Here is a 26,596-nt window from a genome sequence, read left to right on the forward strand (position 1 = left end):
GACGAATCTTTCGCAGCCCTCAAAGACGAAGGCCGCGCTTGCGCGCGGCCCTCGGTCGATCATCCGCCGGTCGATTCACCAGCAGGTGATCGGATCGGTTCCTGTCGATTCCTTCTTGCCCGTCGCATCGATCTTCAGGGTCTTGCACTTGTCCTTGTCCTGGCCGCCGCCGGCGGTCGGAACCGCCTCCAGGACCAGGGTGTTGGCGTTGTGCGTCGTCGCCTTGATCGCGTAGTACTGCGTGCCGTTGCGCGGGGACTTGCCCCACGCGCCGTCCAACGTGCCGTCTCCGCCGGGCTTGCCGAAGTCCTTGTACGTGTTGTTGACCGTGCGATAGCGCTCGGCCATCTGCATCAGCTCGATCATGTCCGCCTTCGCCTGACCACGGCGGCTCTTGCGCACCGCGTCGTTGTAGGCGGGGTATGCGATGCCCGCCAGGATGGCGACCACCGCAACCACGATCATCAGCTCGATCAGGGTGAAACCGCGTGCCGATTTCTTACCGGCCCGGCGGGACGCCACGATGCTCATCGGATCTGTCTCCAGGATTGACGACCGCAGGGTCGCACACGATACAGCGGCTGCGAACCGGCAACCGAGACGATCGCCATGCAGTATTGGTCGCCCTGTGCGTCGTACTTGGCGATGGCGGCGTCGTCCGGGTTGCCGTCGAGGCCACCCTGCTTGCCGGTGGTGAACACGCTGACATCCTTGACCGGAGCCGAGCCGTCGGTCGCGAGCGACAGGCGACCGGTGCCCTCGCCCAGGCCCGTCGCCGTCGGCGAGCCCACCTTGACGATGCCGAGCGCGCCGCCGCCGCTGAGCGTGGAGAGGCCGTACAGGTAGTTGGAGCCGCCACCGGTACATGCATCGCCGCCGCTCGGTGCGTACGAGGTGAAGTACAGGATGCCGCCCTCGATCTTCGGATAGCCGACCATGCGCTCACCTTCCTTGGTGAAGGTGCCGTCGCCCTTGGTCACGCCCAGGTCGAGGTACCAGCCGCGCTGGGTGAAGTAGTTCACCTGCGTCGACGTGATGACGAACTTGTCGTTCATCGTCTGCGCCTGCAGGTTGGCGCGGGTCAGCGGAAGGGTGATCGACTCGCTCGGCATGTCCAGCACGCCGTACATGGTCTGCAGGTCGGTGTTGAGCTTGTCGTTGTTGAACGAGAAGCTGCCGGTGCCGAACAGCACCATCACGCCGCCACGCGGTCCCACGGCCGCCTCGAAGCCACCGGTGATCGGCTGGCGCGTGGTGCCATTGGTCGCACGGAACAGCGGCTTGCCGCCCAGGCCGACGCGCTTGGTGCCGGTCTCGTTGAGGTCGAAGCGCCACACGTTGCCCTGCAGGTCGCCGCCGTACACGGTGTCGACCATGCCGTCGGAACCCTGCGTGTAGCCATTGGCCGTGCTGTTGTACTGATAGCGGTCGATGGCGACGATGTTGCCCAGGCCGTTGGCGAGGTTGTAGTTGTCTTCCTTGGCGTCGATGTATTCGACATCGCCGCTGGCCATGTCGACGATGAACAGCGTCACCGTACCGCGCGTGCCGTCGTTGGCAGCGCCGTCCGCGTTCAGGCGATTGCCGTAGCCGCCGCCGAAGATCGCCTTCCACACCGGCCTGCCGTCGGTGCCGCGCACCGGAACGATGACCGGCTTGCCCAGCACGTAGCCGATGCGGTTGCCGGCCTCGGTGGTCATCTTGTCGTTGACTTCCCACAACACGTCGCTGGCCGAGAAGCTCGACGGCGACGTCACGTTCAATCCGAACACGCTGCGGCCGCCGGCGCCGGCGGTGCCGACCAGGACCGTGTTCCAGTTCGTGCCCAGGCGCGCGTCGGAGACGACGACCGGACCGTCCACGTAGTAGCGGTGTTCGAAGTTCGGGCTCGCCGGGAACAGCAGGTTGCCCATGTAGCCGACCGAGGTCGCCGGGATGTAACCGAACTGCTCGACGCCGGTGTCGCCGTGGAAGGCGTGCAGCATGCCGTCGTTGGCGCCGACGAAGACCGTGCGCTTGCGGGTCTTCTTGGTGTCCAGGTACTTGGTGTAGCCGTAGGGGTCGTACTCGAAGCCGCCGTCGGCCTTGCGGATCAGCGTGTAGCCGTAATCGTCCGTCGGCGCCGCCACGATGGGCGTGGAGTTGATGATGTCGCCCAGCACCGTGGTGCGCGTGCGCAGCTTGGTGCCTTCCAGCGAGCGGTCACCGGCGAGGTAATGCACCGCCTCGCTGGCGCTCACGCCCAGTGCGTTGATGTCGGCGCCGGAGAGCGGGCCGCAGGTATTGGCCGCGTAGTTGGCGCACAGGGCCGCCAGCGTGCCCGGACCCGAGGTGTAGAAGTCCGCCACGGCCGGCGTGCTGTCGCCGTCGGTGGTGGCATAGAACAGCTTGCGGTCCGCCGCGGCCGGCACCTTCTGGCTGGCCGTCCAGGTGGTGGTGTAGGTGAAGGTGACCTTGCCGTCGGTGTCGGTCTGCTTGGCCGGCTTGGAGGCGACCACGTCGCCATACCAGTCCACGCCGTTGCGGTTGAAGCGCGGCGTGACCGAGAGCGAGTTGTCGCCCAGTCGCGAACCGGTGATCGCCAGGCTGCCCGACACGCCGCCGCCCACGCCCACCGAGGCGAGCACGTTGCGCATCGCGGTGGTGATGTCGGCCGGCGTCTGCGCGTTGATGTACTGGCCGCGCGCGTTCATCGTCGCGTGCCAGATCTCGTCGACGGTGTTTTCGTTGTCGTCGGTGCGCTGCTCCCATGCCGGCGAGGACGTCAGCGCCAGCGCTTCCTTCGTGGCCAGGGCGCCGTTGTTGGTGCCGTCGGCCTTCACGCCGTACGTCACACCGAACAGCTTGCCCTTCGCGCCGAGCGTGATGCCGTAGAAGTTCATGTGCAGGTTGGTGTTGCAGTCCAGCCCGCGCTTGTCGCCCGTGCCTTCGCACAGCGTCGGGTTGGCGGTCGGCACCTTGCCCGCAGCATACGTGCCCGAGCGCAGACGCGTGTTGTAGAAGTAGGCAGCGATGTCGGCCATCGTGCTGCTGTGGCCATCGTTGAACGGCGTGCCCATGGCGCTGTCGGCGTTGCCGTACGCGGTCGTGGTGTCCTTGAAGCCGCCCTTGCCGTCGGGCACCTGGGTGTAGGTCGGGCCGCCCTGGTTGCTGTAGCCGTCGGTGAACAGCATGCCGGCGTTCTTCTGGCAGGCATTCTGGATGATCGACGTATTGGTCTCGAACTGGTTGCCGATGTGCGCGACCGCCCTGCGGTTGGGCGTGCTGCCGTCGGCGGCGAGCTTGACCACCTCGGTGTACAACGCCTTCTTGTCCGCGAGCGTGTCCATGTCACGCATCGTCAAGTCTTTCAGCGTCGCGTTGATCGTGAAATAGCCGACGCGCAGCTTCTCGGTGTCCTTCAGCGAGCGCGTCAGGCCCGCCACCATCGCGCGATTGCGGTTGCCGTAGAAGCTGAACCAGTTGGCGAAGTTCTGCTTGGCTGCCGCGTCGACGGGAACGTACTTGTACAGCGAGCAATTCGTGCCGCACGCGTCCTTGACCTCGACGGCCGCCGTGTACCCCGTGATCGTGCGGTTTTCCTTGAGGAAGACGACGGCCGGCGTGTATTCGATGGCGATCGGCTGCGCGCCGCTGTTCCAGGTCAGGTCCGTGGCGCCGACGGTGTAGCTCTTGTCCACGCCGCCATTCCAGCGCGTGCAGTTACCGTTGTTCCACTGGTCGCACTTGAAGGTGGTGTAGTTCGTGCCCGCCGGCAGCTTCATGTCGTTCTGGATGAAGAAGCTCTCGCCGACGGTCTTCTCGTAGCGAGCCTCGAACAGCTTCACCTTGTCCGTCTTGCGCGGGTCGACCAGCGTTTCGCTGGTACTGGCATTGTCGTAGTCCGTCAGCGTGTCGCCCACATACTTGACCCAGCGATCGTAGGTCACGTCCGGATTGAAGTACGTCGGGTTATAGGCCGGCGAGCGCGCGAAGCCGTAGATATCGAACGGCGGAATGCCGTAGTAGTTGTTGATGCGAGGCCCCGGCAGCACGTACAGGTAATCGCAGGTGCCGGACTTACGCAGCGCGGTTCCGTCGAAGAAGCTCTTGGCACTGGTGCTCCAGCAGCCCTCGCCGTCCTTGCCGGGGAACATGGTCTGGAAGGTCATCGAACCGGAATCGTCGATGGCCATGATGAAGTTCGGGGACACCGTGGCGCCCAGGTGCATCGGCTCCTGCGCCAGCGTGCCGTCGCCCTGGCGCGTGGCGTTGGCGTCCACGTGACTCAGGACCAGCAGGCCTGCTGCGCCGGCGGCGGCTACGGAAACGATGAGCAATCGTTCGAGGTTCATAGGGTGCAGCCCTTAAGGCATGAAGACGGTTTCGATCGCGGCGTCCGAACTCGGAGCGGCCTTCTGATCGGTCGAAAATGCGGAGACCTGCCAGATCATCGGCTTCTCGTTCACCGGCGCGGTGCCCTGCGCGATGGAGAAACCGGGCGTGCATTCGTTCAGGCGCGTGGCGACGAGCGCGGTGTCCGGATCGTCGTCATTGGCGCGCAGGTCCGCCCAGGAGCTGCCGCGGACGGGATTGGGATCGTCGCAACGACGCTCCTCGTCGCGCTCGCCGGCGCGGGGCGAGAAGCGGCTGTCCGCATTGACCTGCACTTCGACCTGGCGCGCCAGGCCTTCGGCGCGCTGGAAGGCGATGTTGACGGCGCGATAGTTGGACGCCATGCGTTCCTGCAGCGCCGCCACCTGCATGCCGACGACGCCCAGCAGCGAGAGCAGCACCAGGAAGATCAGCGCGACATACAGCACGGCGCCGCGCTGGCGATTGGGGAAGTTGTAGGAAGAACGATGCATGGGTGGCAGCCTCAGTTGCCAAACAGTCGGTTGCGCAGCACCACCGTCGTCTCGTAGACGGAGCGGTAGTGGCCATCGCGGCGGGTGTCGCCGGCGCCACGCTGCATCTTCACGCCCAGCACCACGGGCGTGACGGTGGCCTGGTCGGAGGCGGAGCGGTCGGAGCTGCGCATCAGCAGGCCGACCTGCAGTGCGCCGACGCGGCGCCACTCATCGGACTGCGCATTGGTGGGGTTGTTGTTCGGCGCGGCGTTCACCGTGCCGGCGGTGCGCACGCGCTCGATGTTGCCGCGCGGCAGGTTGGCGGGCAGGTTCTCGTCCATGCCGTAGAGCAGCTGCATGGAGTCGACGCCTTCGACGAGTTCTTCCGTCACGAACTTCACGTTGGCGCCGTCCACGAGCGCGCGCGCACGATACAGCGCCGGCGGCTGGGTTCCGTCGACATTGGTGCCGGCACCGACACCGACGTAGTAGACGACCGTCTCCGCGCGGTAGAGCACCGGCTTGTTCGTGGCGCCGTCGAAGCTCCACTCGTCGCCGATCAGGCCGCTGGCGTTGAGGCCGGCCACCTTGACGTCCATGACGCCGGTGGTCGCGTCGACCGCGTCGGTGGCGAAGATGCTCACCTGCTGGCAGTCCGCCAGTGCGAACAGCCCCGTGGAATCGGCGGTGGCCACCGTCGAGCCGTAGCTGTCCGGGGTGATCTTGTAGGCCGTCGTCGAGGTCGCGGTCAGCGTGGCGGGCACGCCGTCGCGCGAGAGGAAGCGCACAACCACGATGTCACTGCCCGGAACCGGCTTCAGGTCCGCGATGGGCTTGGGCAGCGCCGGCACCCACTGGTTGGCATTGCCGGCGACCGGCGTGCCTTCGGCAAGCGTCACGGTGTCCGCGGGACCGGTGGCCTGTGCTTCGAAGCCCTGCACACCCAGGTCGAAACGCAGCTGGAACTTGGTGTCGTTGAGCGCGGTGAAGGCGCGGTTGTCGCGCTGCGTCTTGTCCAGGAACCACAGGTTCATGCCCTGGCGGCTGGCGTCGGTGGAGCCCGGGCTTTCCGGCGCCATGTGCGACTGGTCGTTGACGCAGCCCATGTGGCCGGCCATGCGCAGGTCGCGCTGCAGGAAGTCCACGGCGAAGCGCGCGTTTTCCTGCGTGCGCGCAACACCGGTGGAGAGCTGGTAGGCGGCGCGCGAGGCGCTCATCACCTGCACCAGGCCCAGCAGCAGGATCAGGCCGATGACCATGGCGATCATCAGTTCGATCAGCGAAAGACCGGCGGCGTTGCGTCGGCTCGACGGATACAGGTTCTTCATAGCAGCGTCACCACCTGGAACGTCACCTTCTGGCCGGTGCCCTTTGCGTTTTCGGCGGCGTTGTCCTCACGACCCACGTCGTCCACCCAGGTCAGATCGACTGTGGCGGTGTAGCCGATGGCGTCGTTGCCCGCGACCTGGACCCTGCCGACGCCGCCCGGCAGCTGCGAAACCACGTCGCAGCGCCAGCGTTCGATGTTCTTCTGTGCGGTCGCTTCGCCTTCCCCGAGCTTGCTGCAGCCGCCGGCCGGCGGGGTCACGCCGGCGAAGGAGGCCTCGTCCAGACGGTTGTAGACGACCAGATGGCGCGGATTGGAGCGCATCATGTCGATGACCTCCGTCGCCAGGTTCGTGGCCATCGTGCGGTGCTCGGCGCTGCTGGTGTAACGCACGTTCAACACCTGCAGGAACGCCAGGCCGAGCAGGCCCAGCGCGAGCACGAGCAACGCGATGAGCACTTCGATGAGGGAGAAACCCGCTTGTCCGCGGGGGGCCGAAGGAGGACGTCGGATCACGCGCACGCTTGCTTCTCCAGTCGGGTTTGGCCGGGCTTGGTGACCTTGAGCTGGCGCTGGTACTGCTCACCCGTCTTGCACTTGGTGGCCTTCACGGTGAAATCGACCGCATGGGCGGCGCGACCGGAGCGGCCGAACACGACCACGTCGACGTTGCCCGCCGGCTCGTTGGCGCCCGGCGCCGCGGTGAAGGTCAGCGCCTCGTTGCCCTCGAAGAAGCGCAGCACGCTGTCGCCGGCGGACCAGCCGCCGCTGCCGTCCTGGTCGGTGAAGGCGATGAAGCCGGTGCTCCAGTCGCTGCCCTCGCACGCAGTGCCGGCCTTGGACGGACACACGCCCGCGCCGCGATTGCTGCGGATGGCTTCGCTGCGCGCCAGGTTGAAGGCCGCGATCAGGCTGTTGGTCGACGTGGCGACGCGGTTGGACTTGATCACGTTCGAAAACGACGGATACGCAAGCATCGACCCGACGGCGAGCACGGCGATCGTGATCATGAGCTCGACGAGGGTGAACCCTCGGCTCGTGGATCTGGTCATGGACTGGAATTCCCCTTACACCCCGAGGGCCATCGTTCCCCGCCTGCCGCCCGGGCACAAGCGCACCCGGGACGAGCGGTCGTATCGGCCGATGGGCGTCGAAGCGGTTGTGATGCCCGTCTCCCCCGGCCTGCCGGCGCTATGGCCCCCGCCACGGGCCGGCAGGCAATATGGTGGCCCGGCGCCCGCGCGACTGCAGTGCTCCAATGCCCAATTCGCAACCCGCACACAGCCCGCTGGATGCTTTGTGGCAGCCGTCCGCCATCGTCTGGACCATGTTGTCCGGCGAGGCGCTGGCGCTGCTGCTGGCACTGGCCCCGGGACTGGACGAGCAGCGCCTGCGCTATTTCGTCCTGATGTCGGTGGCGATCCAGTGGGTGCTGCTGTGGAGCATCGCGACGCTGTACCTGGTGCGCAAACCGATCCGGTCACTGCCGCCGCAGCGCATCGCCTACGTGGTGCTGGCGATCCTGTTGATCAGCACCTGGGTGATCACCGCCGCGATCGGCTTCTTCTTCCGTGAAGGCTGGGGCATGGACCTGAGCGAGTGGCATTGGGCCCAGTGGCGCCTGATCGGGATGGTCATGACGGTGGGCGTGATCGGCATCGCGGTGTTCCAGAGCCAGTGGCGCGCGCGGCAGCTCGCGCTGCGCGCGAAGCAACTGGAGTTGGAAGCGCTGCAGGCCAGGATCCGCCCGCACTTCCTGTTCAACACGCTGAACACGGGCGCGGCCCTGGTCCATCGACGACCGGAGGAAGTCGAGCGTCTGCTGCTGGACCTGGCCGACCTGTTCCGCGCCGCGCTCGCCGGGCCGCGCGACATTACGCTGGAAGAGGAACTCGCCCTCGCCCGCCGTTACCTGGAGATCGAATCGCTGCGCTTCGGCGAGCGCCTGCGCATCGTGTGGAAACTGCCTCGCGAGATGCCCGCGGTGATGGTGCCCGCACTGTCGATCCAGCCGCTGGTCGAAAACGCCATTCGCCACGGCATCGAACGCCGGCCGGACGGCGGCGAGCTGGAGATTTCCGTGTCGACGATGCCCGAGACGGTGGTCGTGCGGATCGTGAATCCACTGCCCAGCGGCGGCGAGAACCGCCCCGGCCACCACGTCGGCCTCAATGCCTCGCAGGTGCGGATCGAAGCACTGACCGGCGGGCGTGGCAGCGTGCTCACGCAACTGGAAGGCAAGCGGTTCATCGCAACCGTGCGTCTGCCGGCAAACCCTTGAAACAAACGCCCTCTCCCGCGCTCGGGAGAGGGCTGGGGTTCGGCCTTACGCCACCACGCGATAGCAGGGCTTGTACTCGCCCGCGATCTTCATGCGGCGCTGTTCGACGAAGGCGCGAAGCAGTGCGTCGAGCGACTGCATCATGTCCGGATCGCCGTGGATTTCGAACGGTCCGAACTGCTCGATGCGACGCATGCCGTCTTCCTTCACGTTGCCGGCGACGATGCCGGAGAACGCGCGGCGCAGGTCCGCCGCCAGTTCGTGCGGCCTGCGGCCGTGGTGCAGGTCGAGCGCCGCCATCGCCTCGTGCGTGGGCACGAAGGGACGCTGGAACGTCAGCGGGATGTCGATCGACCAGTTGAAGAAGAACGAGTCCTTCTGCGCGATGCGGTGCTCGCGAACTTTGCGGATGCCGGTGGCCATGTGCTTGGCCACCTTGTCCGGATCGCCGATGACGATCTCGTAGCGCTGCGTCGCCGCCTCGCCCAGCGTGAGGCGGATGAACTTGTCGATCTGCTCGAAATACGGCGCCGCGCCGGTCGGGCCGGTGAGGATCAGCGGGAACGGCAGGTGCGCGTTCTCTTCGCGCAGCAGGATGCCGAGCAGGTAGAGGATCTCTTCCGCCGTGCCGACGCCGCCCGGGAACACGATGATGCCGTGGCCCAGGCGCACGAACGCTTCGAGACGTTTCTCGATGTCCGGCATGATCACCAGGTGGTTGACGATCGGGTTCGGCGATTCGGCCGCGATGATGCCCGGCTCGGTGATGCCGATGTAGCGCGTCTTGAATCGACGCTGCTTGGCGTGCGCGATCGTCGCGCCCTTCATCGGCCCCTTCATCGCGCCCGGGCCGCAGCCGGTGCAGATGTCCAGGCCGCGCAGGCCCAGTTCGTACCCGACCTGCTTGGTGTAGACGTATTCGTCGCGCGAAATGGAATGTCCGCCCCAGCACACGACCAGGTTCGGATCGGTCGGGTGCAGGATTCGCGCATTGCGCAGCAGGCCGAACACGCCGTCGGTGATGCCGTCGGTGCTGTCGAGGTCGCGCTTGGCGTCGGGGCCCAGCTCGATCACGGTGTAGGCCAGGTCGCGCACGACGGCGAAGAGCAGTTCGGCGACGCCGCGGATGATCTCGCCGTCGACGAAGGCCATTGCGGGCGCATGGTGCAGGTCGATGCGCATGCCGCGATCCTGCTGGTGCACTTCGATGTCGAATTCGGGGTACAGCTCGCGCGCGGCACGCGGGTCGTCGGACGCGCTGCCGCTGGTCAGCACCGCCAGCGCACAGCGGCGCAGCAGGTCGTGCATGCCGGTGGAAACATCGCGCAGACGGGCGACCTCGTCGCGTGAAAGGACATCCAGTCCGCCCTTCGGGTAGATGCGCGCGTTCACGGTGGGAAGGGTGGTTTCGATGGGGGTTGCGGTGCTCATTGCCTTCTCTGTGTTCTTCTCGTTACGTGCTTGTCGTTCTTTGGCCCTGCGACTCTAGCCCCCTGCCCCACAAAAAGAAAACGGCCGGGAGGTCCCGGCCGTTTTCGACAACGCATCAAGTCCGCTGGATCAGAACTCGTAGCGCACGCCCACCGACATCGACCACTGCGAGATGCCGTTGGTCTGGCCGTCCGCGTTGGTCGGGATACCCTTCGCGGTCGTCTGGCCGAACTCCTGGCCATTCGGGCCGTTGCCGCGGTAGCTGTACACGTACTTGCCGGTCGCCGGGTCGATGCCGACCAGGGTGGCGGCTGCGACGTTGGCGTTGAAGCCGTAGTCGATGACGTGGCCCCAATCCTTGTTCAACAGGTTGCCGATGTTCTGGATGTCGAACCAGATCTGCGACTTGTGGCCCTTGAAGAAGCCCGGCAGCTCCTGGCTGATGCGCACGTCGAAGGTGTTGACCCAGCTGGCGCGGAAGGCGTTCTCCGGAGCCACCTGACCCTTGTAGGCGTTCAGGTCCGTCTGCGTGCCCAGCCAGGTCCAGAACGCCTGCTCCATCGCCGGGTTCGCCACGAAGCGGTTCTGCGCGTTGAACGAACCGAACAGCACATCGCCCGGGCCCGCCGGCACGTAGAACAGGTCGTTGAAGGTGCGAGCGTCGCCGTTCGCGTCGCCGTTGAAGATGTAGCTGTACGGACGACCGCTGCGGCCTTCGTAGAACAGGCCGACGTGGGTGTTGTAGTCACCGAAGAACTTGTGGTCCCAGTTCAACGTGCCGGCGATGCGGTCGCGGATCTCGTAACGGGCGGTCGAGCTGGTCGGCTCGTTGATGTTGAAGCCCAGCTGCGAGCCGTAGCCCGAACCCGCGGTCGAGCTGGTCAGCGCCGACACTTCCTCGGCGTTGGTGTAGGTGTAGTACAGGCTCCACGACCAGTCGGTGTCGTCGCTGAAGGGCTTGCTCAGGCCGACGGTGAACTGCTGGCCCTTGCCCTTGCCGGTGTTCTCCAGCTGGTAGACGTCACCGAAGTAGCTGTTGTTGCCGAAGCGCGGCGTGGCGTTCTTGAGCGGCGAGTTCGGGTTGAAGTACAGCGTGCGGCCATCGGGGCCGGTGAAGCCGGGGCCGACGTTGAGCGAGCGGTAGAACAGGCCGTTCTTGACGTCGGTCATCAGCAGCTCGGCCGACGCGACGATGCCGTCCCACGGCGTCTCGACGTCCATGGCCAGGTTCGCCTTCCACACCGACGGCAGATCGAAGTCTTCCGAGATGAGGTTGACGTTGCGGATGCCGGTGCCCGTCGCCGGGATCGGCTGGTTCAGGCCGTCACCGCTGAAGTTCACGCCGTTGTTGCAACCGGTGGTGGGGTTCCAGCCGTTGGCGCCGGTGCCCATGCAGTTGATGACCTGCGTGTTCGTGGCCGACCACGTGCCCGGGGTGCCGTAGGCGACGTAGTTCATGCCCGTGCTGCTGTACGAGTTGCCGACCCACACCTGCGGCGCATCACCCTGGAACAGGCCCACGCCACCGCGCAGCTGCGCCGGACGCTCCCAGTCGAAGGTGTAGTTGAAGCCGAAGCGCGGCTGGATGATGTAGTCGTCGCTGTACGTGCTGGTGTTGTCCAGACCGAAGCCGCCGTTCGGGCAGCTGGTCGGGCCGGTGCCGTTGGCCACGCGCGGCGAGGCGAAGCACGGGTTGAACGGCGGAGCCGGCGTCGCTTCCGGACGGTCGGCGCGCACGCCGGCACTCAGCGTCAGGTTCGGCGAGACATACCACGTGTCCTGCACGAAGAAGGCCAGGCGCTTGTCCTTGTAGCGCGCGGCGATCGCGTCCGGATCGGCCGGGTTGGTCTGCAGGTCGTAGTCGAAGTACTGGCCGCGACGCAGGTTGCCGAAGTCGGAGACACCGTTCACCTTCGGCACGTAGAAGCTGTAGTTGCCCCACGAGTCCTGCAGGAAGAAGTTGTAGATCTCGTTTTCGCTGTACTCGGCGCCGACCTTGAGGTCGTGGTCGCCCAGCGACCAGGTGCCGGCCGCGAAGTAGTTCCAGGTTTCGGTCAGCAGCGTGTTGCCCGGCGAGCTGCGCTCGGTGCCCAGGCGGATGGCGTCACCGGTGTTGATGGCCGTGGCCGGGTTGCCGTCGTCGAAGAAGACGCTGATGCTCGGCGCGGTGGTCGGGCTGACGCGGATCGCCGAGTAGTCGCGGTAGGAGGCCTTGAACTCGGTGGAGAAGGTGTCGGTCCAGTCGCTGAAGAGCTGGCCGACGTAGCTTTCCACGGTCTTGACGTGGTTGTACCAGTTGGAGCTCAGCGCCAGCACGCTGGCGGTGGAGGCTTCCGGACGCACGCGGTTCTGCTCGAGCTTGCTGTAACGCAGGCTGGCACGGTGGGCGTCGTTGATGTTCCAGTCGATCTTGAGCGCGTACTCCTCCAGCTCCGTGTCGCCGGTGCCGCTGGTGCTGCCCGGGTCGAAGCCCCACACGCTGCGCGCGATGTCCTGCACGGTGCCGACGTCGGCGGCGGTGAAGTCCGCGCCCACGGCCAGCGGGTTGGTGCCCTGGTCCTTGCCGGCCGGGCCGATGTCGGTCTGCTTGAACTTCTCGTAGTTGGCGAAGAAGAACAGCTTGTCCTTGATCAGCGGACCACCGAAGGTCATGCCGTAGGTCGTCTCGTCCTTGAACTCGTCGAACGGCAGGCCGGTGATGTCCAGCGTGCTGCCCGCAACGCGGGCCGGGTAGTCGCCGAACCAGTCGCCATCACGGTAGTAACCGTAGATGGTGCCGTGGAATTCGTTGGTGCCCGACTTGGTGACGGCGTTGACGTTGGCGCCTGCAGCGCCCGAGAACGACACGTCGTAGTTGGACACGTTGACGTCGATGGCCTCGATCGCGTCCATCGACACCGGCTGGCGCTGGGTCGGCATGTTGTTGCCTTCCAGGCCGAAGGTGTCGCTGGCCGAGACGCCGTCGATGGTGATCTTGTTGAAGCGCGGGTTCTGGCCGCCGGCGGAGATGGAGCCCGACGCGCGGTCGGTGACCGCCAGGCGCGGATCCAGGCGCATGTAGTCCTGGATGTTGCCGTTGACCGATGGCAGCGACTCGATGGTCTGGCGGCTGACGCTCGTGCCCGCGCCCATCTTGGTCGCGCTGAAGACGTCGGAGCCGCCGACCGCAACCGCGGTAACGGCGTCGAGCGTGGTGAGGTCGCCGGTAAGCGCGGCGTTGATCGTGTTGACCTTGTTCAGATCGAGGAAGACGTTGTCCTCGGTCTTGGTGCCCTCACCCGGCTTGGTGATGTTGACCGTGTACGGGCCGCCGACGCGCAGGCCGCGCGCGGAGTAGCGGCCGCTCGCGTCGGTGGTCGCGCGGCTCACGGTTCCGGATTCGACGTGAGTGATGGTGACTTCGGCGCCGGCGACGGGCTGGCCGTCGGTGCGGGTCACCATGCCGCCGACGCCGGCGGACGTGGCCTGCGCGAACACCGGTGCGGATGCGAGTGCGGCGAGCAGGCCAAGCGTGAGCTTGGACATGCGGACGCGGTTGGTCTGGGTCATACGATGGCCTCGGTATTGTTCACAAGAGGAAAGCGAGGCACGACCCCGGTCGTACCCGCGCGAGAAGTTCTTGGTTTCGCCCCCTGGGGCGCCGGGGCCGGAGCCCCGCCGTTAACAGCAGTTTAACAGGCTAGGTAGGGTCTGTGACAGAGACGTGACGGCCGTCAACAACCGCCATAAACCGTCAACCCGTTCTTCACGCGGCCTACGGGCAATTCGGCCCCATGGGCGTCACAAAAAACCCGACCGGCGGCAGGCGCGGGTCGGGTTCGGGCCGGGGCCGGCGAGGGGCGGCGTCAGGGCGGGGAGATCTTGAGGTAGGTGCCCAGGCCGTCGAGGAACATCTGCACCGAGATTGCCACCAGCAGCATGCCCATCAGGCGTTCGATGGCGGTCAGCGCGCGGCGGCCGAGCAGTTTGTAGAGCAGCGTGGCCGAGAACAGGATCGCGGCCGTCGCGCCCCAGGCGACGAGCAGGGCGATGCTCCAGTCGGTCAGGCGAGCGGGCTCGTTGCTGCCCATCAGCATCACCGCCGCCATGCCGGACGGGCCGGCCACCAGCGGGATCGCCATCGGGACGATGAAAGGCTCGCCGTCCGGGAGCTCACCCATCAGACCTTCCGGTGGCGGAAAGATCATGCGGATGCCGATGAGGAACAGCACGATGCCGCCGGCGATGGAGACCGACTCCTGGCGCAGATGCATCAGCTCCAGCGCGTACTTGCCGCCCCACAGGAACAGCATCAGCACCGCCAGCGCGATCAGCAGCTCGCGCGCCAGCACGATGCGCTGCCGCTTGGGCGGCAGACCGCGCAGCAGGCTCAGGAATACCGGAACGTTGCCCAGCGGGTCGAGGATCAGGAACAGCAGCAGCGCGGCAGAAGCGATGGTCATCGGCGTGGCGTCACTGCAACTGGGTCAGGGAGACGGCGGCGGGCGACGGTGCCCAGACCTTGCCACGGTGCGCGGCGCCGTCCGGCGACAGCAGCGTCACGCACGCGGCGGCATAGGCGATCGGCTCCATCGCGACGCGATCGTTCTCTTCCACGTACGCCTTGGCGCGCAGCGGCGTACGCATCGGGCCGGGCTGCAGGCCCGACACGCGCACGGGCGAATTGGCGAGTTCGGCATGGAGCATGCGCACCAGGCCTTCGAGCCCCTGCTTGGCGAGACCGTAACCGCCCCAGTACGCCTGGCCGATGCGCGAGGCATCGTCCACCACGAACACCACGGCAGCATCCTCCGCCTTCGCCAGCAGCGGCAGGCAGGCCTGCGTCAGCCACCACGGTGCGGTGAGGTTGACGTGCAACGCGCGCGCGAACACCGCCGGATCGGTCTGCGCCAGCGGCGTGAGCCCGGCGAAGTCGGCGGCGCAATGCAGCACGCCGTCCAGACGGCCGAGTTCGCTTTCGATGCGCTGCGCCAGTTCGGCGTAGTCGTCGGCGGACGCGCCTTCCAGGTCGAGCGGATACAGCAGCGGCTCCGGCCCGATCTGCGCCAGCGCGTCGTACACGCGGTTCAACTTCGGCACCTTGCGGCCGAGCAGCACGACCGTCGCACCGGCACGCGCGCATGCCTGCGCAGCGGCGCTGCCGAGTCCACCGTGCGCGCCGGTCACCAGAACGACACGGCCTTCGAGCGAACGGGCGCCCGGTGCTTCGGACCCGATCACTGGCGCTGCGTCTCGCTGATCATGCGTGCCAGCTCGCCGGACTCGAACAGTTCCAGCGTGATGTCGCACCCGCCGATCAGCTCGCCATGGATGAAGAGCTGCGGGAACGTCGGCCAGTTGGAGTAACGCGGCAGGTTCGCGCGAATCTCCGGGTCCTCCAGCACGTTGACCGTGTGCAGTTCGTTCGCACCGGCGGCCTTGAGCGCCTGCACGGCGCGGCTGGAGAAGCCGCACATCGGGAACTGCGCGGTGCCCTTCATGAAAAGGACGATCGGGTGGCTTTCGACTTCGGCCTGGATCCGCTCCATCACGGACATGGATGCAACTCCTGCAATGGTGCGTTGCCCTGCGATTGACGGCACGGCAACGGAACGTGGGGATAGAATGTCCAATTGTAAGCCTTCCCGAGCCGCGGACGCGCTCAAGTCCAGGACGCCGCCCGGCATTCCCCTAGCCAGCCCCCAGGAGCCCGCAATGGCCATCGAACTGCCCCCCCTGCCCTACGACCGCACCGCGCTGGAACCGCACATCTCCGGCGAGACGCTGGACTACCACTACGGCAAGCATCACAAGACCTACGTGGACAACCTCAACAAGATGATCGAGGGCACGGAGTTCGCGAGCCTGTCGCTGGAAGAGATCATCCGCAAGTCGCAGGGCGGCATGTTCAACAACGCCGCGCAGGTGTGGAACCACACCTTCTACTGGAACTGCCTCTCGCCCAAGGGCGGCGGTGAGCCGACTGGCGCGCTGGCCGATCTGATCAACAAGGCGTTCGGCGATTTCGCCAAGTTCAAGGAAGAGTTCACGAAGGTCTCCGTGGGCACCTTCGGTTCGGGCTGGGGCTGGCTGCTGCAGCGCCCGGACGGCTCGCTGGGCCTGGTGAGCACCTCCAACGCCGCCACGCCGCTGACCGGCGAGGACACCGCGCTGCTGACCTGCGACGTGTGGGAACACGCCTACTACATCGATTACCGCAACGCCCGTCCGAAGTACCTGGAAGCGTTCTGGAACCTGGTCAACTGGGACTTCGTGGCGTCGAACCTGAAGTAAGGGTCGATCCGCGCGCAACAAAAAAACGGCCGGCGAAACCCGGCCGTTTTCGTTTCCGCCGCGACGTCGGCGATCAGCGCAACGCTTCGATCACCGGCGCGACCTGCGCCTGCCGGCCCAGCGCTTCGCCGACGCGCTCCAGCGAGAGCGCCAGCACGTGCGCATTGTCGGCGCGCAGCGTCGCGTGCCCGACCTTGCGGCCTTCGCGCGGCTGCTTGCCGTAGTCGTGCCAGTGGCCGCCGGGTTCGCGCAGCATCGGCAACGCGTCGGGCATCTGCCCGATCCAGTTGAGCATGCACGCCAGTCCGAGCATGCGCGTATCGCCCAGCGGCAGGCCGAGCACGGCGCGCAGGTGGTTCTGGAACTGGCTGGTCTCGCTGCCTTCGATGGTCCAGTGGCCGGAGTTGTGCACGCGCGGGGCGAGTTCGTTGGCAAGCAGCTCATCGTCGCGGCAGAACAGCTCCAGCGCGAACACGCCGACATAGTCCATCGCTTCGCCCAGGCGGCGCGCGTAGTCGTAGGCGATCTCGCTCAATGCGCTGTCCACGGTGGCAGGCGCCAGGCTCGCCGACAGCACGCCGTCGACGTGCCAGTTCTCGGTGAGCGGCCAGGCGCGGAATTCGCCGTCGCGGCCGCGCACGGCGACCACCGACAGCTCGCGCTGGAAATGCACGAAGCCTTCCAGGATCAGCCCGACCTTGCCCGCCTGCGCGCCCAGCGCGTCCCACGCCGCGTCGGCATCGGCGGGCGTCTTGATGCGGAACTGGCCCTTGCCGTCGTAGCCGAGCCGGCGCGTCTTGAGGATGCAAGGCGTGCCGATCTCCAGGAGTGCCGCATCGAGCTGCTCACGCGTGTCGATGGCCGCAAACGGCGGCACGGGAATGCCGAGCTGCTGGAACAAGGTCTTTTCCGCCAGGCGATCCTGCGCGGTCGCCAGCGCACCGGGGTTCGGGAACACCGACACCCGCTCGCTCAACCATTGCGCCGATTCGGCGGGCACGTTCTCGAAGTCGAACGTCGCCACGTCCACGCGCGAGGCGAACTCGGCCAACGCGGCCTCGTCCCGGTAGTCGCCCACCACCATCGGCGCAAACTGCCCGGCGCAGGCATCGGCGACGTTGTCCATCACCAGGAAGCGCAAGCCGAGCGGCGCGCCGGAAAGCGCGAGCATGCGGGCCAGCTGCCCGCCACCGAGGATGCCGACCGTGGTCATCGGCGCGGGTCGTCGTTGGCCAGCACGTCGTCGGTCTGGCGGGTGCGGAAGGCCTCCAGGGCCTGGCCGATGGCGGGCTGTTCGTTCGCCAGCATGGCCGCGGCGAACAGAGCCGCATTGGCCGCGCCGGCGTTGCCGATGGCGAATGTGGCGACCGGGATGCCGGCGGGCATCTGCACGATCGACAGCAGCGAATCCATGCCGTTGAGCGCCTTGCTCTGCACCGGCACGCCCAGCACCGGAACGGCGGTCTTGGACGCCAGCATGCCCGGCAGGTGGGCCGCACCGCCGGCGCCGGCGATGATCGCGCGCAGGCCGCGCGACTTCGCCGTGGCGGCGTAGTCGAACAGCACGTCCGGCGTGCGATGCGCCGACACGACGCGCACTTCGTGCGGGACGCCCAGCGCCTCCAGCTTCGCGGCGGCATGCTGCATCGTCTCCCAGTCGGAGCGCGAGCCCATCACGATGCCCACGAGCGGGGCGGCGGCGGTGTCGGACATTGGTCGAGCCTTGGGACAAAGACGTATTCTACCGTCCCGCATTCCCCCCGGCACCGCATTCCATGGACCGCAAGCTGCTCGACCTGCTCGTCTGCCCCACCACGCGCCAGCCGCTGCAACTGCTGGACAGCCGAGGTTTGCAGGCGTTGAACGCCGCCATCCAGGCCGGCGGGCTGCAGCGCGCCGACGGCAGCACCCAGACCGAAACCCTACGCGAGGCCCTGGTCACGCGCGATCGCAAGACGGTCTACCGCGTCGACGACGGCATCCCGGTCCTGCTGGCCGAAGAGGCCTTCGTTACCGCGCAGGTCCCGGACTTCCCCGGCGCATGAGGTCCGACCTCGCCCCGCCGCCGGCCGAGGTCGTCGCGCAGGACGTGGCGCGCGCACTGGCCGAGGACCTGGGCAGCGGCGACGTCACCGCGGCACTGCTGCCGGACATCGCCGACAGCGCCTACCTGCTGTGCAAGGAAGACGCCGTGGTGTGCGGGCGCCCGTGGTTCGACGCCTGCCACTTCACGCTCGACCCGCAGGTGCGCATCGATTGGCGCGTGGCCGAAGGCGACCACGTGAAGGCCGGCACCGTGCTGGCGACGCTGCAGGGCCGCGCACGCGCCCTCGTCAGCGCCGAACGCGCCTCGCTCAATTTCCTGCAGACGCTGTCGGGCACGGCGACCACGACGGCCGCCTACGTCGAGGCGGTGCGTGGCACCGCGGCGAAGATCCTCGACACGCGCAAGACGATCCCCGGCCTTCGCCAGGCGCAGAAGTACGCCGTGCGCGTCGGCGGCGGCGTGAACCACCGCATCGGCCTGTTCGATGCGGTGATGCTCAAGGAAAACCACGTGCGCGCCGCGGGTTCGCTCACGGCCGCCATCCGTGCCGCGCGCGCGATGCATCCGACGCTGCCGCTGATCGTGGAAGTCGAGTCCATCGAACAATTGCGCGAAGCCCTGCAGGCAGGCTGCGATCGCATCCTCATCGACGACTTCGATGCCACGATGCGGCGCGAGGCCGTGCGCATCGCGCACGAGCGTCCGCCTGCGCAGCGCATTCCGCTGGAAGTGTCGGGCGGTGTGGACATGGCGACCCTGCGCGCCATCGCCGAGGACGGCGTGGACTGCATCTCGATCGGCGGACTGACCAAGCATGTCCGGGCGATCGACCTATCGCTCAAGCTCGGGCCGCCGCCCGCCTGACCTACTGCGCCCTTGCGATCCGCGCGCCTTTCAGCGCGCGGATCGGCGCGTCACGGCAGCAGGGTGACCGCAGCCGCCGCGCCCGCGCCCAGCACGACGATCGCCGCGAGCCAGGGCCACGCCGACCGCTTCGGCCTGGAGGCACGCATCGAGGTGGCCACCACCTGCACGGGCTGCTGTACCGCGGTGCCCGCGACGCGGAACTTCAGTACGTCGAAGGCGATCTCGTCGCCCACCTTGGCCTCGGCGCGCAGGACGCGCTTGCCGTTGAGGTAGGTGCCGTTGCTGGAGCCCAGATCCTCGACCTGCACGCCGGTTTCGGTCGGCATCAGGCGCGCATGCGAGCGCGACAGGCCGGGGGCTTCGAACCGCAGGTTGCACTCCGGCCCGCGACCGATGGTGATCACGCCGACCAGCGCGTCGCTGCGATTGCCGACCTCCGGCGATACCCCGCGCAGGAAGAAGCGCGGAAGCACCGGACGCACGGCGGTGACGCCGGGGTCGTCGTTGGCCGATGGGAGCTCGGGCCCGGTGCCCGGCTGGCGGGCAACGACCGGCGGCGGGCCGAGTGCCGCCAGCTTGGCCTCGACCTGGTCGAAACCGACGCTGTCGCCGGGGCGCAGCGTGATGAGTCCCTGCACCAGCCGGCCGTTGACGCTGACCGCCGTGCCCTGCGGCACGTCGAGCATCACACCCTGCGCGGTGACGTGCAGCTGGCAGTGCTGTGGCAGCACGCCGGGCCGGTCGATGACGATGGTGGAACGCGGATCGGAGCCGACCCGGTTCACACCATGGCCGAGCAATACCTGCGGGTGTTCGCCACCCGGGAAGACGAGTTTCACGCGGGATCTGCCCCCTGCAGCTTTCCCTACGACCCCTTGCGAGCGACGCTGCGCGTCGCCACAGTGATCGGATGCCGACTCTACTGATTCTGATGATCGTCGCTGCGATGGCGTTCGCATTCTGGAGCTCCGGTCGCGCCGCCGCCGAACGGGCCGAAGCGGTCGGCCGGGACGCCTGCCGCGCCGCCGGGGTGCAATGGCTGGACCAGAGCGTGCACGCGATCGGCCTGCGCCTGTGCCGCCACGAAAGCGGCTGGCTGGGCTTCGAGCGCACGTTCCGCTTCGACTATTCCATCGACGGACAGGACCGCCACATCGGCAAGCTGGTGCTGCGCGGCGACCGGCTGGTGGCGTTCACCGGACCGGTGACCCGGGGGCCGACGCTGCTGCATTGAGGTCAGGCGTTCGCGAACGCAGTGCGCGCGGCGGTGCGCATGACGGCGTTCGTCGGAGCGACGAAACCATCGTCTGGCGGCGCTACGGGCGTGGATCCCGGCCTTCGCCGGGATGACGCAAGGATGAGGGCGGCGGGCGCTTCCCGCCGCGTCATTGCCTCACTTCACGATGCGCAGATGCGCACCGCGTCGCGGCGTCGGAGGCTGCGGGCCTTCGTCGTCGCCATCCGGTGCGGGTTCGCTCGGCACGGCACTGAGCGGGGTCACGGGACTCTCGTCGGCGAGCTCGACTTCCACCTCGCCCTCCTCGCCCGCCGCGTGGATGTCCTCCGGCAGCGCCATGCCCTGCCCCGTCTCGCGCGCGTAGATGGCCAGCACCGCCTGCACGGGGACGGCCACCGGATAGCTCACGCCGCCGAAGCGGGCGCTGAAGCGGATGGCGTCGTTGCCCATCTCCAGGCGCGACACGGCGCGTTCGGCGATGTTGAGCACGATCTTGCCGTCCTTCACCGCGTGGGTTGGGACCTGCACACCGGGGCGCGTCGCATCGACCAGCAAGTGCGGTGTCATGCCGTTGTCGGCGATCCACTCGTACAACGCCCGCAGCAGATACGGGCGGTGGCTGGTCATCGAAGAATTGCTTTCCTGACTCATGGCCGGAGTTTAGCGCCGCGCGGTCGCTGACAGGTACACACGGGCGAAGCGCGTGCAGCCGGACAGGGCGCGCGCACCCGATCCCGAAAAACGGAAACGGGCCCGAAGGCCCGTTCGTCGCATCCGGATGCGGGGCCCTCAGGCCGGCATTTCGCGCAGCTTGCGCTCCTGCTCGGTGAGGCTGCGGGTGAACCCGGGGTTGCGGAAGATGCGGTTGCCGTAGTCCTCGATGGCCTTTCCATCCTTGGGCAGCGGCACACCCAGCGCGTCCAGACGCCAGATGATCGGCGCCATCGCGCAATCGGCCAGGCTCATTTCGGGATTGAGGAAGAACTTGCTCGCCTTGAACAGCGGGACCGAGGCGGTCAGCAGCTCCTTCAGACGCTTGCGGCCGGCTTCGGCCTGGGCCTTGTTGCCCAGCTGGATGGCCTGCACCTGCGGCACCCAGTCGTGTTCCAAGCGCAGCATCGCCAAGCGCAGGCGGGCGCGCGAGAGCGGGTCCACCGGCATCAGCGGCGGGTGCGGATAGCGCTCGTCGAGGTATTCACTGACGACGCTGGCCGCGTACAGGACCAGGTCGCGCTCCACCAGCGTGGGCACCGAATGGTACGGGTTGAGGTCGACGAGGTCTTCCGGCGGGTTCTGCGGGTCGACCGGCACCAGATCGTACGTGACGCCTTTGGCCGCCAACACCAGGCGCACCCGGTGGCACAACACGCAATCGGTGGAAGAAAACAGCGTCAGGGCATTGCGCATACGTGGACTCGCCGCCATTCGACCTCTCCGGCCACCGGAATCCGCCGGTGGTTAGACGCCATCCACCCCGTGTGGACGGTCGTCGCGGCCTCGATCAGCTGCACCTGCCTGCAAACCAAGGAGCCCGTACATTCCTGTACGGGCTCCAAGGGATACAACATGCGATCAGTGCTTGTCCACGTCTCGCCAGTATTCGTGCTTGAGCAGGTAGGCCAGGAGGGTGAACACCGCCAGGAACAGGATCACCCAGACGCCCAGGCTCTGGCGCTTGAGGGCGGCCGGTTCACCGGCGTACTCGAGGAAAGCCGTGATGTCGCGCACCGACTGCTGGAACTCCTCGGCGTTCTGGTGACCCGGCTGGGTCACCTTCAGCGCCAGGACCGGGCGCTCGCCGGTGGCCTTGTTGGCCTCGCCGAACTCGGCGTGCTGCAGGCCCTGCAGCTCCCACAGCGGGTTCGGCATGGAAGCGTTCGGGAACAGCTTGTTGTTCCAGCCCAGCGGACGCGCCTCGTCCAGGTAGAACGAGTTGAGGTAGGTGTAGATCCAGTCGCTGCCACGGACGCGGGCGATCAGGCTGAGATCCGGCGGCATCTTGCCGAACCACTGGTTGGCATGCTCCGGGGTCAGGCTGACCTGGATCTGCTCGCCGATCTTGGCACCGGTGAAGTTGAGGTTGTTCATCACCTCGTCTTCGGTCAGGCCCAGGTCCTCGGCCATGCGCGAGTAACGCAGGTACTTCAGCGAGTGGCAGCCGGAGCAGTAGTTCATGTACAGCTTGGCGCCGCGCTGCAGCGACGCGCGGTCGCCCAGGTCGGTGCCCGACTGCATGAGGTGGCCGCCTTCGGCCGCGAAGGCACCGAAGGAGACCAGCAGGCCGGCGGCGAAGGTGGCGAGCTTCTTCACGATACGCATCTTCTGTACGGGTCGGTGGCTAACGTGAGCGATCAGGTCAGTCATGCATCGTCACCCGTTGCGGTACCGGCTTGGTTTTGTCGAGCTTGGTCCAAAGCGGCATGGTGATGAAGAAGGCGAAGTACAGGAAGGTCAGCACGCGGCCGATGATCGTCTCCACCGGATCCGTACCCGGGCCGGCGCCGATCTTGCCCAGCCACAGGAAGCAGACGGCCAGGATGCCGAGCATCACCTTGGTGATCCAGCCACGGTAGCGGTGCGACTTGACCGGCGACTTGTCCAGCCACGGCACGAAGAACAGCACCGCGATCGCCGCGAACATCACGATCACGCCGCTGAGCTTGTGCGGAATGACGCGCAGCATCGCGTAGTACGGGGTGTAGTACCAAACCGGCTTGATGTGCTCCGGCGTCACCAGGCGGTTGGCCTCGGTGAAGTTGTCATGCTCCAGGAACCAGCCACCGAAGGCCGGCGCGAAGAAGATGACGAACGCGCACAGGATCAGGAAGAAACCGACGCCGAACAGGTCCTTCACCGTGTAGTACGGGTGGAACGGAATGCCGTCGGCCGGCTTGTTCGGATCCCAGCGGTTGCCCTTCGGGCCCTTCTTGATGTCGACGCCGTCGGGGTTGTTGGAACCCACTTCGTGCAGGGCGCCCAGGTGCAGGACGACCAGCAGCAGCAGGACCAGCGGCAGCGCGATCACGTGCAGCGCGAAGAAGCGGTTCAGCGTCGCGTCGCCCGGCAGATAGTCACCCATGATCCATTCGGTCAGGCCGTTGCCGATGACCGGAATCGCGCCGAACAGCGAGATGATGACCTTCGCGCCCCAGAACGACATCTGGCCCCACGGCAGCACATAGCCCATGAAGGCTTCGGCCATCAGGACCAGGTAGATCAGCATGCCCAGGATCCACACCAGCTCGCGCGGCTTCTGGTACGAGCCGTACATCAGGCCGCGGAACATGTGCAGGTAGACGACGATGAAGAACATCGACGCGCCGGTGGAGTGCATGTAGCGGATCAGCCAACCCCACTCCACGTCGCGCATGATGTATTCGACCGACGAGAACGCTTCGGCCGCGGACGGCTTGAAGTGCATCGTCAGGAAGATGCCGGTGACGATCTGGTTGACCAGCACCAGCAGCGCGAGCGAACCGAAGTAGTACCAGAGGTTGAAGTTCTTCGGCGCGTAGTACTCGGTCATGTGCTTGCGGTACGCCGGCATCATCGCCGGGGCCCGCTCGTTGACCCAATCCCAGACGCCATTAGCGGTACGGGTGAAGATGTTCGCCATGGCTTACGCCGCTCCCTTGCTGCTGGAGGTCGGATCGACACCGATGATGATGGTGTTGTCGTTCTCGTAGTGGTGCGGCGGCACGACCAGGTTGGTCGGCGCCGGAACGCCCTGGAACACGCGACCGGCCATGTCGAAACGCGACTTGTGGCAGGGGCAGAAGTAGCCGCCCTTCCACTCCGGATCGAACGGCTCGGGGCGGATCTCGGCCTTCATTTCCGGCGAGCAGCCCAGGTGCGTGCACAGGCCGACCAGCACGGAGATCTCCGGCTTGATCGAACGCAGCTCACCGGTGATGTACGCCGGCTGCTGGTCCTTGTTCTCGGACTTGGGATCGCGCAGGTGCGCGTCCAGCGTGGGCAGCGCTTCGAGGATCGCCTTGGAGCGCTTGACGATCCAGATCGGCTGGCCGCGCCACTCCATGATCAGGCGCTGGCCCTCCTCCAGTGCGCTGATGTCGGCGGTCACCGGGGCACCGGCGAGCTTGGCTCGCGTGCTCGGATTCCACGACTTGATGAACGGCACCGCCACGAAACCGGCACCGACCGCACCGACCACAGCAGTGGTCGCGGTCAGGAACCGACGGCGGCCCTGGTTGACAGGATCGTTGACCCCTTGGTTGGCCATCCGGCACTCCGCAAAGCTGGAACGAAGTAAAGCCGCAAAGCCAAACGCCACTGGCGACGGCTCGCGGCACAAAAGACGGGGAAGTGTAACGGAACGGTGAATGGCCCGACAATCCGCTCCACGTCGCACAACGAGGCCGCAGCCCGGTGCGGCTGGACGCCCCGCGGCGCCCGGCAGGGATAAATCAGCGCATCACGCCCATCGACCGGTAGCGGTCGGCGAGCAGCCCGACGCGCTGGACGTACAGCTGGGTTTCGCTGTAGGGCGGCACACCCTTGTACTTGTCCACCGCGCCCTCGCCCGCGTTGTAGCCCGCGGCGGCCAGCGTCAGGTTGTTGTTGAAGCGCTTGAGCAACCAGGCCAGGTACTGCACGCCGCCCTGGATGTTTTGGCTGGCATCGAAGGCGTTGCTGACACCGAAGCGCCGCGCCGTGGCCGGCATCAGCTGCATCAGCCCCTGCGCGCCAGCGCGCGAGAGCGCGTTGGGGTTGTAGGCGGACTCAGCATGGATGATCGCCCGCACGATGGCTTCGTCCACGCCGTGCTGGCGGGCGGCGGATGAGATTTCGTCGCGGTACGCATCCGTGTTGAGCCGGACCGTGCCGAAGTTCACGCCCGACCGCTTCGAGCAGGCGTAGCAGGTTTCGATGTAGCTGTAGCGGATGGTCCGCACCGCCGAGGCGTTGGCCACGCCCTGCGGCTTGCGGCTGGTGTAGTGGCGCACGCCGTCCTTGATGTACGAGTACACCTGACCCTGCACCACGCGCGGGGCCTTGGAAGCCGGCGCGGGCATGGGAGTCGGCGCGATCGGGGCGGACGTCATGACCGTCGGCACCGGCGCGACCGGCGCCGAAGCGGCGGCTGTCACGGACGAAGCGGCCGTTACACCGCCCATTGCGGCGGCGGGCGTCGGAGTCGGGGTCGACTTGCGGGCGGGCCTGTCATTGCTCTGGCTGACGGCGGTGCACTTGGCGCCCGGCGTGCGCTTGCTCACGTAGCTGCGGCTGCCGTCCGGGGAATCGCAACGGTACAGCGTGCCGGCCACGGTCGGTCCGGCGGCCAACAGGCAAACGATCCCCAGTAGCAGTGAGCCCCCCCTCATGGCCGCGAGTGTGTCCTGTCTCCTGCCCCTTCACAAGTCCTTGATTGCGCTGGCTACGTGAAACGTGACGTTGCCCGCAACCGCCCCGTGCGACGGAGTCCCACCGCCCCGCCGCGCCCGAACCTCACCGTCCCATCGCCGTCGCCGATCGATAGCGCTCGGCCAGCACGGCGACCCGCTGCACGTAGCGCTGCGTCTCGTCGTAGGGCGGCACGCCCCGGTAGCGGTCGACCGCCCCCTCGCCCGCGTTGTAGCCGGCGGCGGCCAGCGTCAGGTTGCCGTCGAAACGGCGCAGCAGCCACGCCAGGTACTGCACGCCGCCGCGGATGTTCTGGCCGATGTCGAACACGTTGGCCACGCCGAACCGCCGCGCCGTGGCCGGCATCAACTGCATCAGGCCCTGCGCGCCCACGCGCGAGATCGCGTTGGGGTTGTAGGCCGATTCGGCATGGATGATCGCCCGGACCACTGCCTCGTCCACGCCGAAATCGCGCGACGCGGCGGCAATCTCCTTGCGGTACGACTCGGTGTTGAGGCGGATCGTGGCGAAGTCCACGTCCGGCTGCAGCGCACACGCGTAGCAGGTTTCCATATACGTATAGGTGAGCCGGGCGACAGCGCCGAGCCCCGCTCGCGGCGTCGGCCGCTGGCTGGCGTAGTGGACTACGCCGTCTTCCTCGAAGCGGTACACCTGTCCCTGGGCGACCCGCATCGGCGCGGTGATGCCCGCTGCCTCACTGTCCTGGACGACGGGCCCCGGCGAAGCGTCGCCTGGCCCGCCCGCCGAGAATCCCAGCGCACGCCCCGGCGCGGCCGGGCGGCTGGGCTGCGCGAGCCCCGCGGACGAGGATTGGGCGGACACGACCGGCACCACCGCCAGCAGCAGCCCCGCCAACCCCAGCGATGCAAAGCCAACCCTCAGGGAGTTCACGTACGGTGGGGCCTGCCGGCGCGGCCCG

26 protein-coding genes are annotated in these 26,596 nt (G+C 67.0%); 5 read left to right on the top strand and 21 right to left on the bottom strand.

The window, feature by feature from the left end; genetic code table 11:
* Window positions 1–75: 75 nt before the first annotated feature.
* The 6 genes from JI752_RS09850 to JI752_RS09875 are packed head-to-tail and all read right to left on the bottom strand — an operon-like array spanning window position 76 to window position 7,208.
* Window positions 76–531: a type IV pilin protein gene (locus JI752_RS09850; protein ID WP_216963009.1), complete on the bottom strand. Its 456-nt coding sequence runs from the start codon at window positions 529–531 to the stop codon at window positions 76–78.
* On the bottom strand, window positions 528–4,334 hold the full coding sequence (locus tag JI752_RS09855) for a PilC/PilY family type IV pilus protein (protein ID WP_216963012.1): 3,807 nt from the start codon (window positions 4,332–4,334) through the stop codon (window positions 528–530). The genes JI752_RS09850 and JI752_RS09855 overlap by 4 nt, the downstream gene beginning before the upstream one ends.
* 12 nt (window positions 4,335–4,346) lie before the next feature.
* Window positions 4,347–4,847: a PilX N-terminal domain-containing pilus assembly protein gene (locus JI752_RS09860; protein ID WP_216963015.1), complete on the bottom strand. Its 501-nt coding sequence runs from the start codon at window positions 4,845–4,847 to the stop codon at window positions 4,347–4,349.
* Window positions 4,848–4,858: 11 nt separating this feature from the next.
* A complete protein-coding gene (locus tag JI752_RS09865) occupies window positions 4,859–6,157 on the bottom strand; it encodes a PilW family protein (RefSeq protein WP_216964251.1) in 1,299 nt (432 codons plus the stop codon).
* Entirely contained in the window at window positions 6,154–6,678 is a 525-nt protein-coding gene (pilV, locus tag JI752_RS09870) for a type IV pilus modification protein PilV (RefSeq protein ID WP_342315869.1), read from the bottom strand. Before pilV ends, JI752_RS09865 begins: the two co-directional genes overlap by 4 nt.
* Window positions 6,669–7,208 carry a GspH/FimT family pseudopilin gene (locus JI752_RS09875; RefSeq protein WP_216964255.1) on the bottom strand — a complete coding sequence of 180 codons (540 nt, stop codon included), beginning with the start codon at window positions 7,206–7,208 and terminating at the stop codon, window positions 6,669–6,671. The genes pilV and JI752_RS09875 overlap by 10 nt, the downstream gene beginning before the upstream one ends.
* Window positions 7,209–7,414: 206 nt before the next feature.
* On the opposite strand from JI752_RS09875, the gene JI752_RS09880 reads away from it, so the two are divergent.
* Entirely contained in the window at window positions 7,415–8,437 is a 1,023-nt protein-coding gene (locus tag JI752_RS09880) for a histidine kinase (protein ID WP_216963018.1), read from the top strand.
* Between the two features lie 45 nt (window positions 8,438–8,482).
* Here JI752_RS09880 and ppnN read toward each other — a convergent pair whose 3' ends face one another.
* The 5 genes from ppnN to grxD form a co-directional block, all read right to left on the bottom strand.
* The gene (gene ppnN / locus JI752_RS09885; protein WP_216963021.1) at window positions 8,483–9,868 is read right to left on the bottom strand and encodes a nucleotide 5'-monophosphate nucleosidase PpnN; all 1,386 of its coding nucleotides are present in this window, start codon (window positions 9,866–9,868) and stop codon (window positions 8,483–8,485) included.
* Between the two features lie 129 nt (window positions 9,869–9,997).
* A complete protein-coding gene (locus tag JI752_RS09890) occupies window positions 9,998–13,417 on the bottom strand; it encodes a carboxypeptidase regulatory-like domain-containing protein (protein WP_254200533.1) in 3,420 nt (1,139 codons plus the stop codon).
* A 296-nt stretch (window positions 13,418–13,713) separates the two neighbouring features.
* Window positions 13,714–14,310 carry a YhgN family NAAT transporter gene (locus tag JI752_RS09895; RefSeq protein WP_216963035.1) on the bottom strand — a complete coding sequence of 199 codons (597 nt, stop codon included), beginning with the start codon at window positions 14,308–14,310 and terminating at the stop codon, window positions 13,714–13,716.
* A gap of 10 nt (window positions 14,311–14,320) precedes the next feature.
* Complete coding sequence (locus tag JI752_RS09900) at window positions 14,321–15,088, bottom strand: SDR family NAD(P)-dependent oxidoreductase (protein WP_216963038.1); 768 nt, start codon at window positions 15,086–15,088, stop codon at window positions 14,321–14,323.
* On the bottom strand, window positions 15,085–15,405 hold the full coding sequence (gene grxD / locus JI752_RS09905; RefSeq protein ID WP_216963041.1) for a Grx4 family monothiol glutaredoxin: 321 nt from the start codon (window positions 15,403–15,405) through the stop codon (window positions 15,085–15,087). The genes JI752_RS09900 and grxD overlap by 4 nt, the downstream gene beginning before the upstream one ends.
* Before the next feature lie 157 nt (window positions 15,406–15,562).
* Here grxD and JI752_RS09910 point away from each other — a divergent pair, with 157 nt between their 5' ends.
* Window positions 15,563–16,141: a Fe-Mn family superoxide dismutase gene (locus JI752_RS09910; protein WP_216963044.1), complete on the top strand. Its 579-nt coding sequence runs from the start codon at window positions 15,563–15,565 to the stop codon at window positions 16,139–16,141.
* Window positions 16,142–16,214: 73 nt separating this feature from the next.
* Here the strand turns inward: JI752_RS09910 and JI752_RS09915 are convergent, their stop codons facing one another.
* Window positions 16,215–17,354, bottom strand: a complete 1,140-nt coding sequence (locus tag JI752_RS09915; protein WP_216963046.1) for a 5-(carboxyamino)imidazole ribonucleotide synthase — start codon at window positions 17,352–17,354, stop codon at window positions 16,215–16,217.
* A complete protein-coding gene (gene purE, locus JI752_RS09920) occupies window positions 17,351–17,854 on the bottom strand; it encodes a 5-(carboxyamino)imidazole ribonucleotide mutase (RefSeq protein WP_216963049.1) in 504 nt (167 codons plus the stop codon). Before purE ends, JI752_RS09915 begins: the two co-directional genes overlap by 4 nt.
* A gap of 62 nt (window positions 17,855–17,916) precedes the next feature.
* Between purE and JI752_RS09925 the strand changes: the two genes are divergently transcribed.
* Both JI752_RS09925 and nadC read left to right on the top strand, forming a co-directional pair.
* A complete protein-coding gene (locus JI752_RS09925) occupies window positions 17,917–18,186 on the top strand; it encodes a Trm112 family protein (protein WP_216963052.1) in 270 nt (89 codons plus the stop codon).
* Window positions 18,183–19,052 carry a carboxylating nicotinate-nucleotide diphosphorylase gene (nadC, locus tag JI752_RS09930; protein ID WP_216963055.1) on the top strand — a complete coding sequence of 290 codons (870 nt, stop codon included), beginning with the start codon at window positions 18,183–18,185 and terminating at the stop codon, window positions 19,050–19,052. Before JI752_RS09925 ends, nadC begins: the two co-directional genes overlap by 4 nt.
* Before the next feature lie 50 nt (window positions 19,053–19,102).
* Here the strand turns inward: nadC and JI752_RS09935 are convergent, their stop codons facing one another.
* On the bottom strand, window positions 19,103–19,894 hold the full coding sequence (locus JI752_RS09935; RefSeq protein ID WP_216963058.1) for an FHA domain-containing protein: 792 nt from the start codon (window positions 19,892–19,894) through the stop codon (window positions 19,103–19,105).
* 71 nt (window positions 19,895–19,965) lie between these two features.
* On the opposite strand from JI752_RS09935, the gene JI752_RS09940 reads away from it, so the two are divergent.
* Window positions 19,966–20,289: a DUF3301 domain-containing protein gene (locus JI752_RS09940; protein WP_216963061.1), complete on the top strand. Its 324-nt coding sequence runs from the start codon at window positions 19,966–19,968 to the stop codon at window positions 20,287–20,289.
* Window positions 20,290–20,448: 159 nt separating this feature from the next.
* On the opposite strand, the gene JI752_RS09945 is transcribed toward JI752_RS09940, so the two are convergent.
* The 7 genes from JI752_RS09945 to JI752_RS09975 form a co-directional block, all read right to left on the bottom strand.
* Window positions 20,449–20,919: a ClpXP protease specificity-enhancing factor gene (locus tag JI752_RS09945; protein ID WP_216964259.1), complete on the bottom strand. Its 471-nt coding sequence runs from the start codon at window positions 20,917–20,919 to the stop codon at window positions 20,449–20,451.
* 162 nt (window positions 20,920–21,081) lie between these two features.
* Window positions 21,082–21,717: a glutathione S-transferase N-terminal domain-containing protein gene (locus JI752_RS09950; protein ID WP_216963064.1), complete on the bottom strand. Its 636-nt coding sequence runs from the start codon at window positions 21,715–21,717 to the stop codon at window positions 21,082–21,084.
* Window positions 21,718–21,864: 147 nt separating this feature from the next.
* Complete coding sequence (locus JI752_RS09955; RefSeq protein WP_216963066.1) at window positions 21,865–22,611, bottom strand: cytochrome c1; 747 nt, start codon at window positions 22,609–22,611, stop codon at window positions 21,865–21,867.
* A gap of 37 nt (window positions 22,612–22,648) precedes the next feature.
* A complete protein-coding gene (locus JI752_RS09960; protein ID WP_216963069.1) occupies window positions 22,649–23,908 on the bottom strand; it encodes a cytochrome bc complex cytochrome b subunit in 1,260 nt (419 codons plus the stop codon).
* A gap of 3 nt (window positions 23,909–23,911) precedes the next feature.
* Window positions 23,912–24,535: a ubiquinol-cytochrome c reductase iron-sulfur subunit gene (gene petA / locus JI752_RS09965; RefSeq protein ID WP_216963072.1), complete on the bottom strand. Its 624-nt coding sequence runs from the start codon at window positions 24,533–24,535 to the stop codon at window positions 23,912–23,914.
* Window positions 24,536–24,719: 184 nt separating this feature from the next.
* Entirely contained in the window at window positions 24,720–25,637 is a 918-nt protein-coding gene (locus JI752_RS09970; protein ID WP_216963075.1) for a lytic transglycosylase domain-containing protein, read from the bottom strand.
* Window positions 25,638–25,761: 124 nt separating this feature from the next.
* Window positions 25,762–26,568 carry a lytic transglycosylase domain-containing protein gene (locus JI752_RS09975; RefSeq protein ID WP_342315874.1) on the bottom strand — a complete coding sequence of 269 codons (807 nt, stop codon included), beginning with the start codon at window positions 26,566–26,568 and terminating at the stop codon, window positions 25,762–25,764.
* Between the last annotated feature and the right edge of the window lie 28 nt (window positions 26,569–26,596).

The organism is Lysobacter sp. MMG2 (assembly GCF_016735495.2).
Taxonomy (GTDB): domain Bacteria; phylum Pseudomonadota; class Gammaproteobacteria; order Xanthomonadales; family Xanthomonadaceae; genus Lysobacter_J.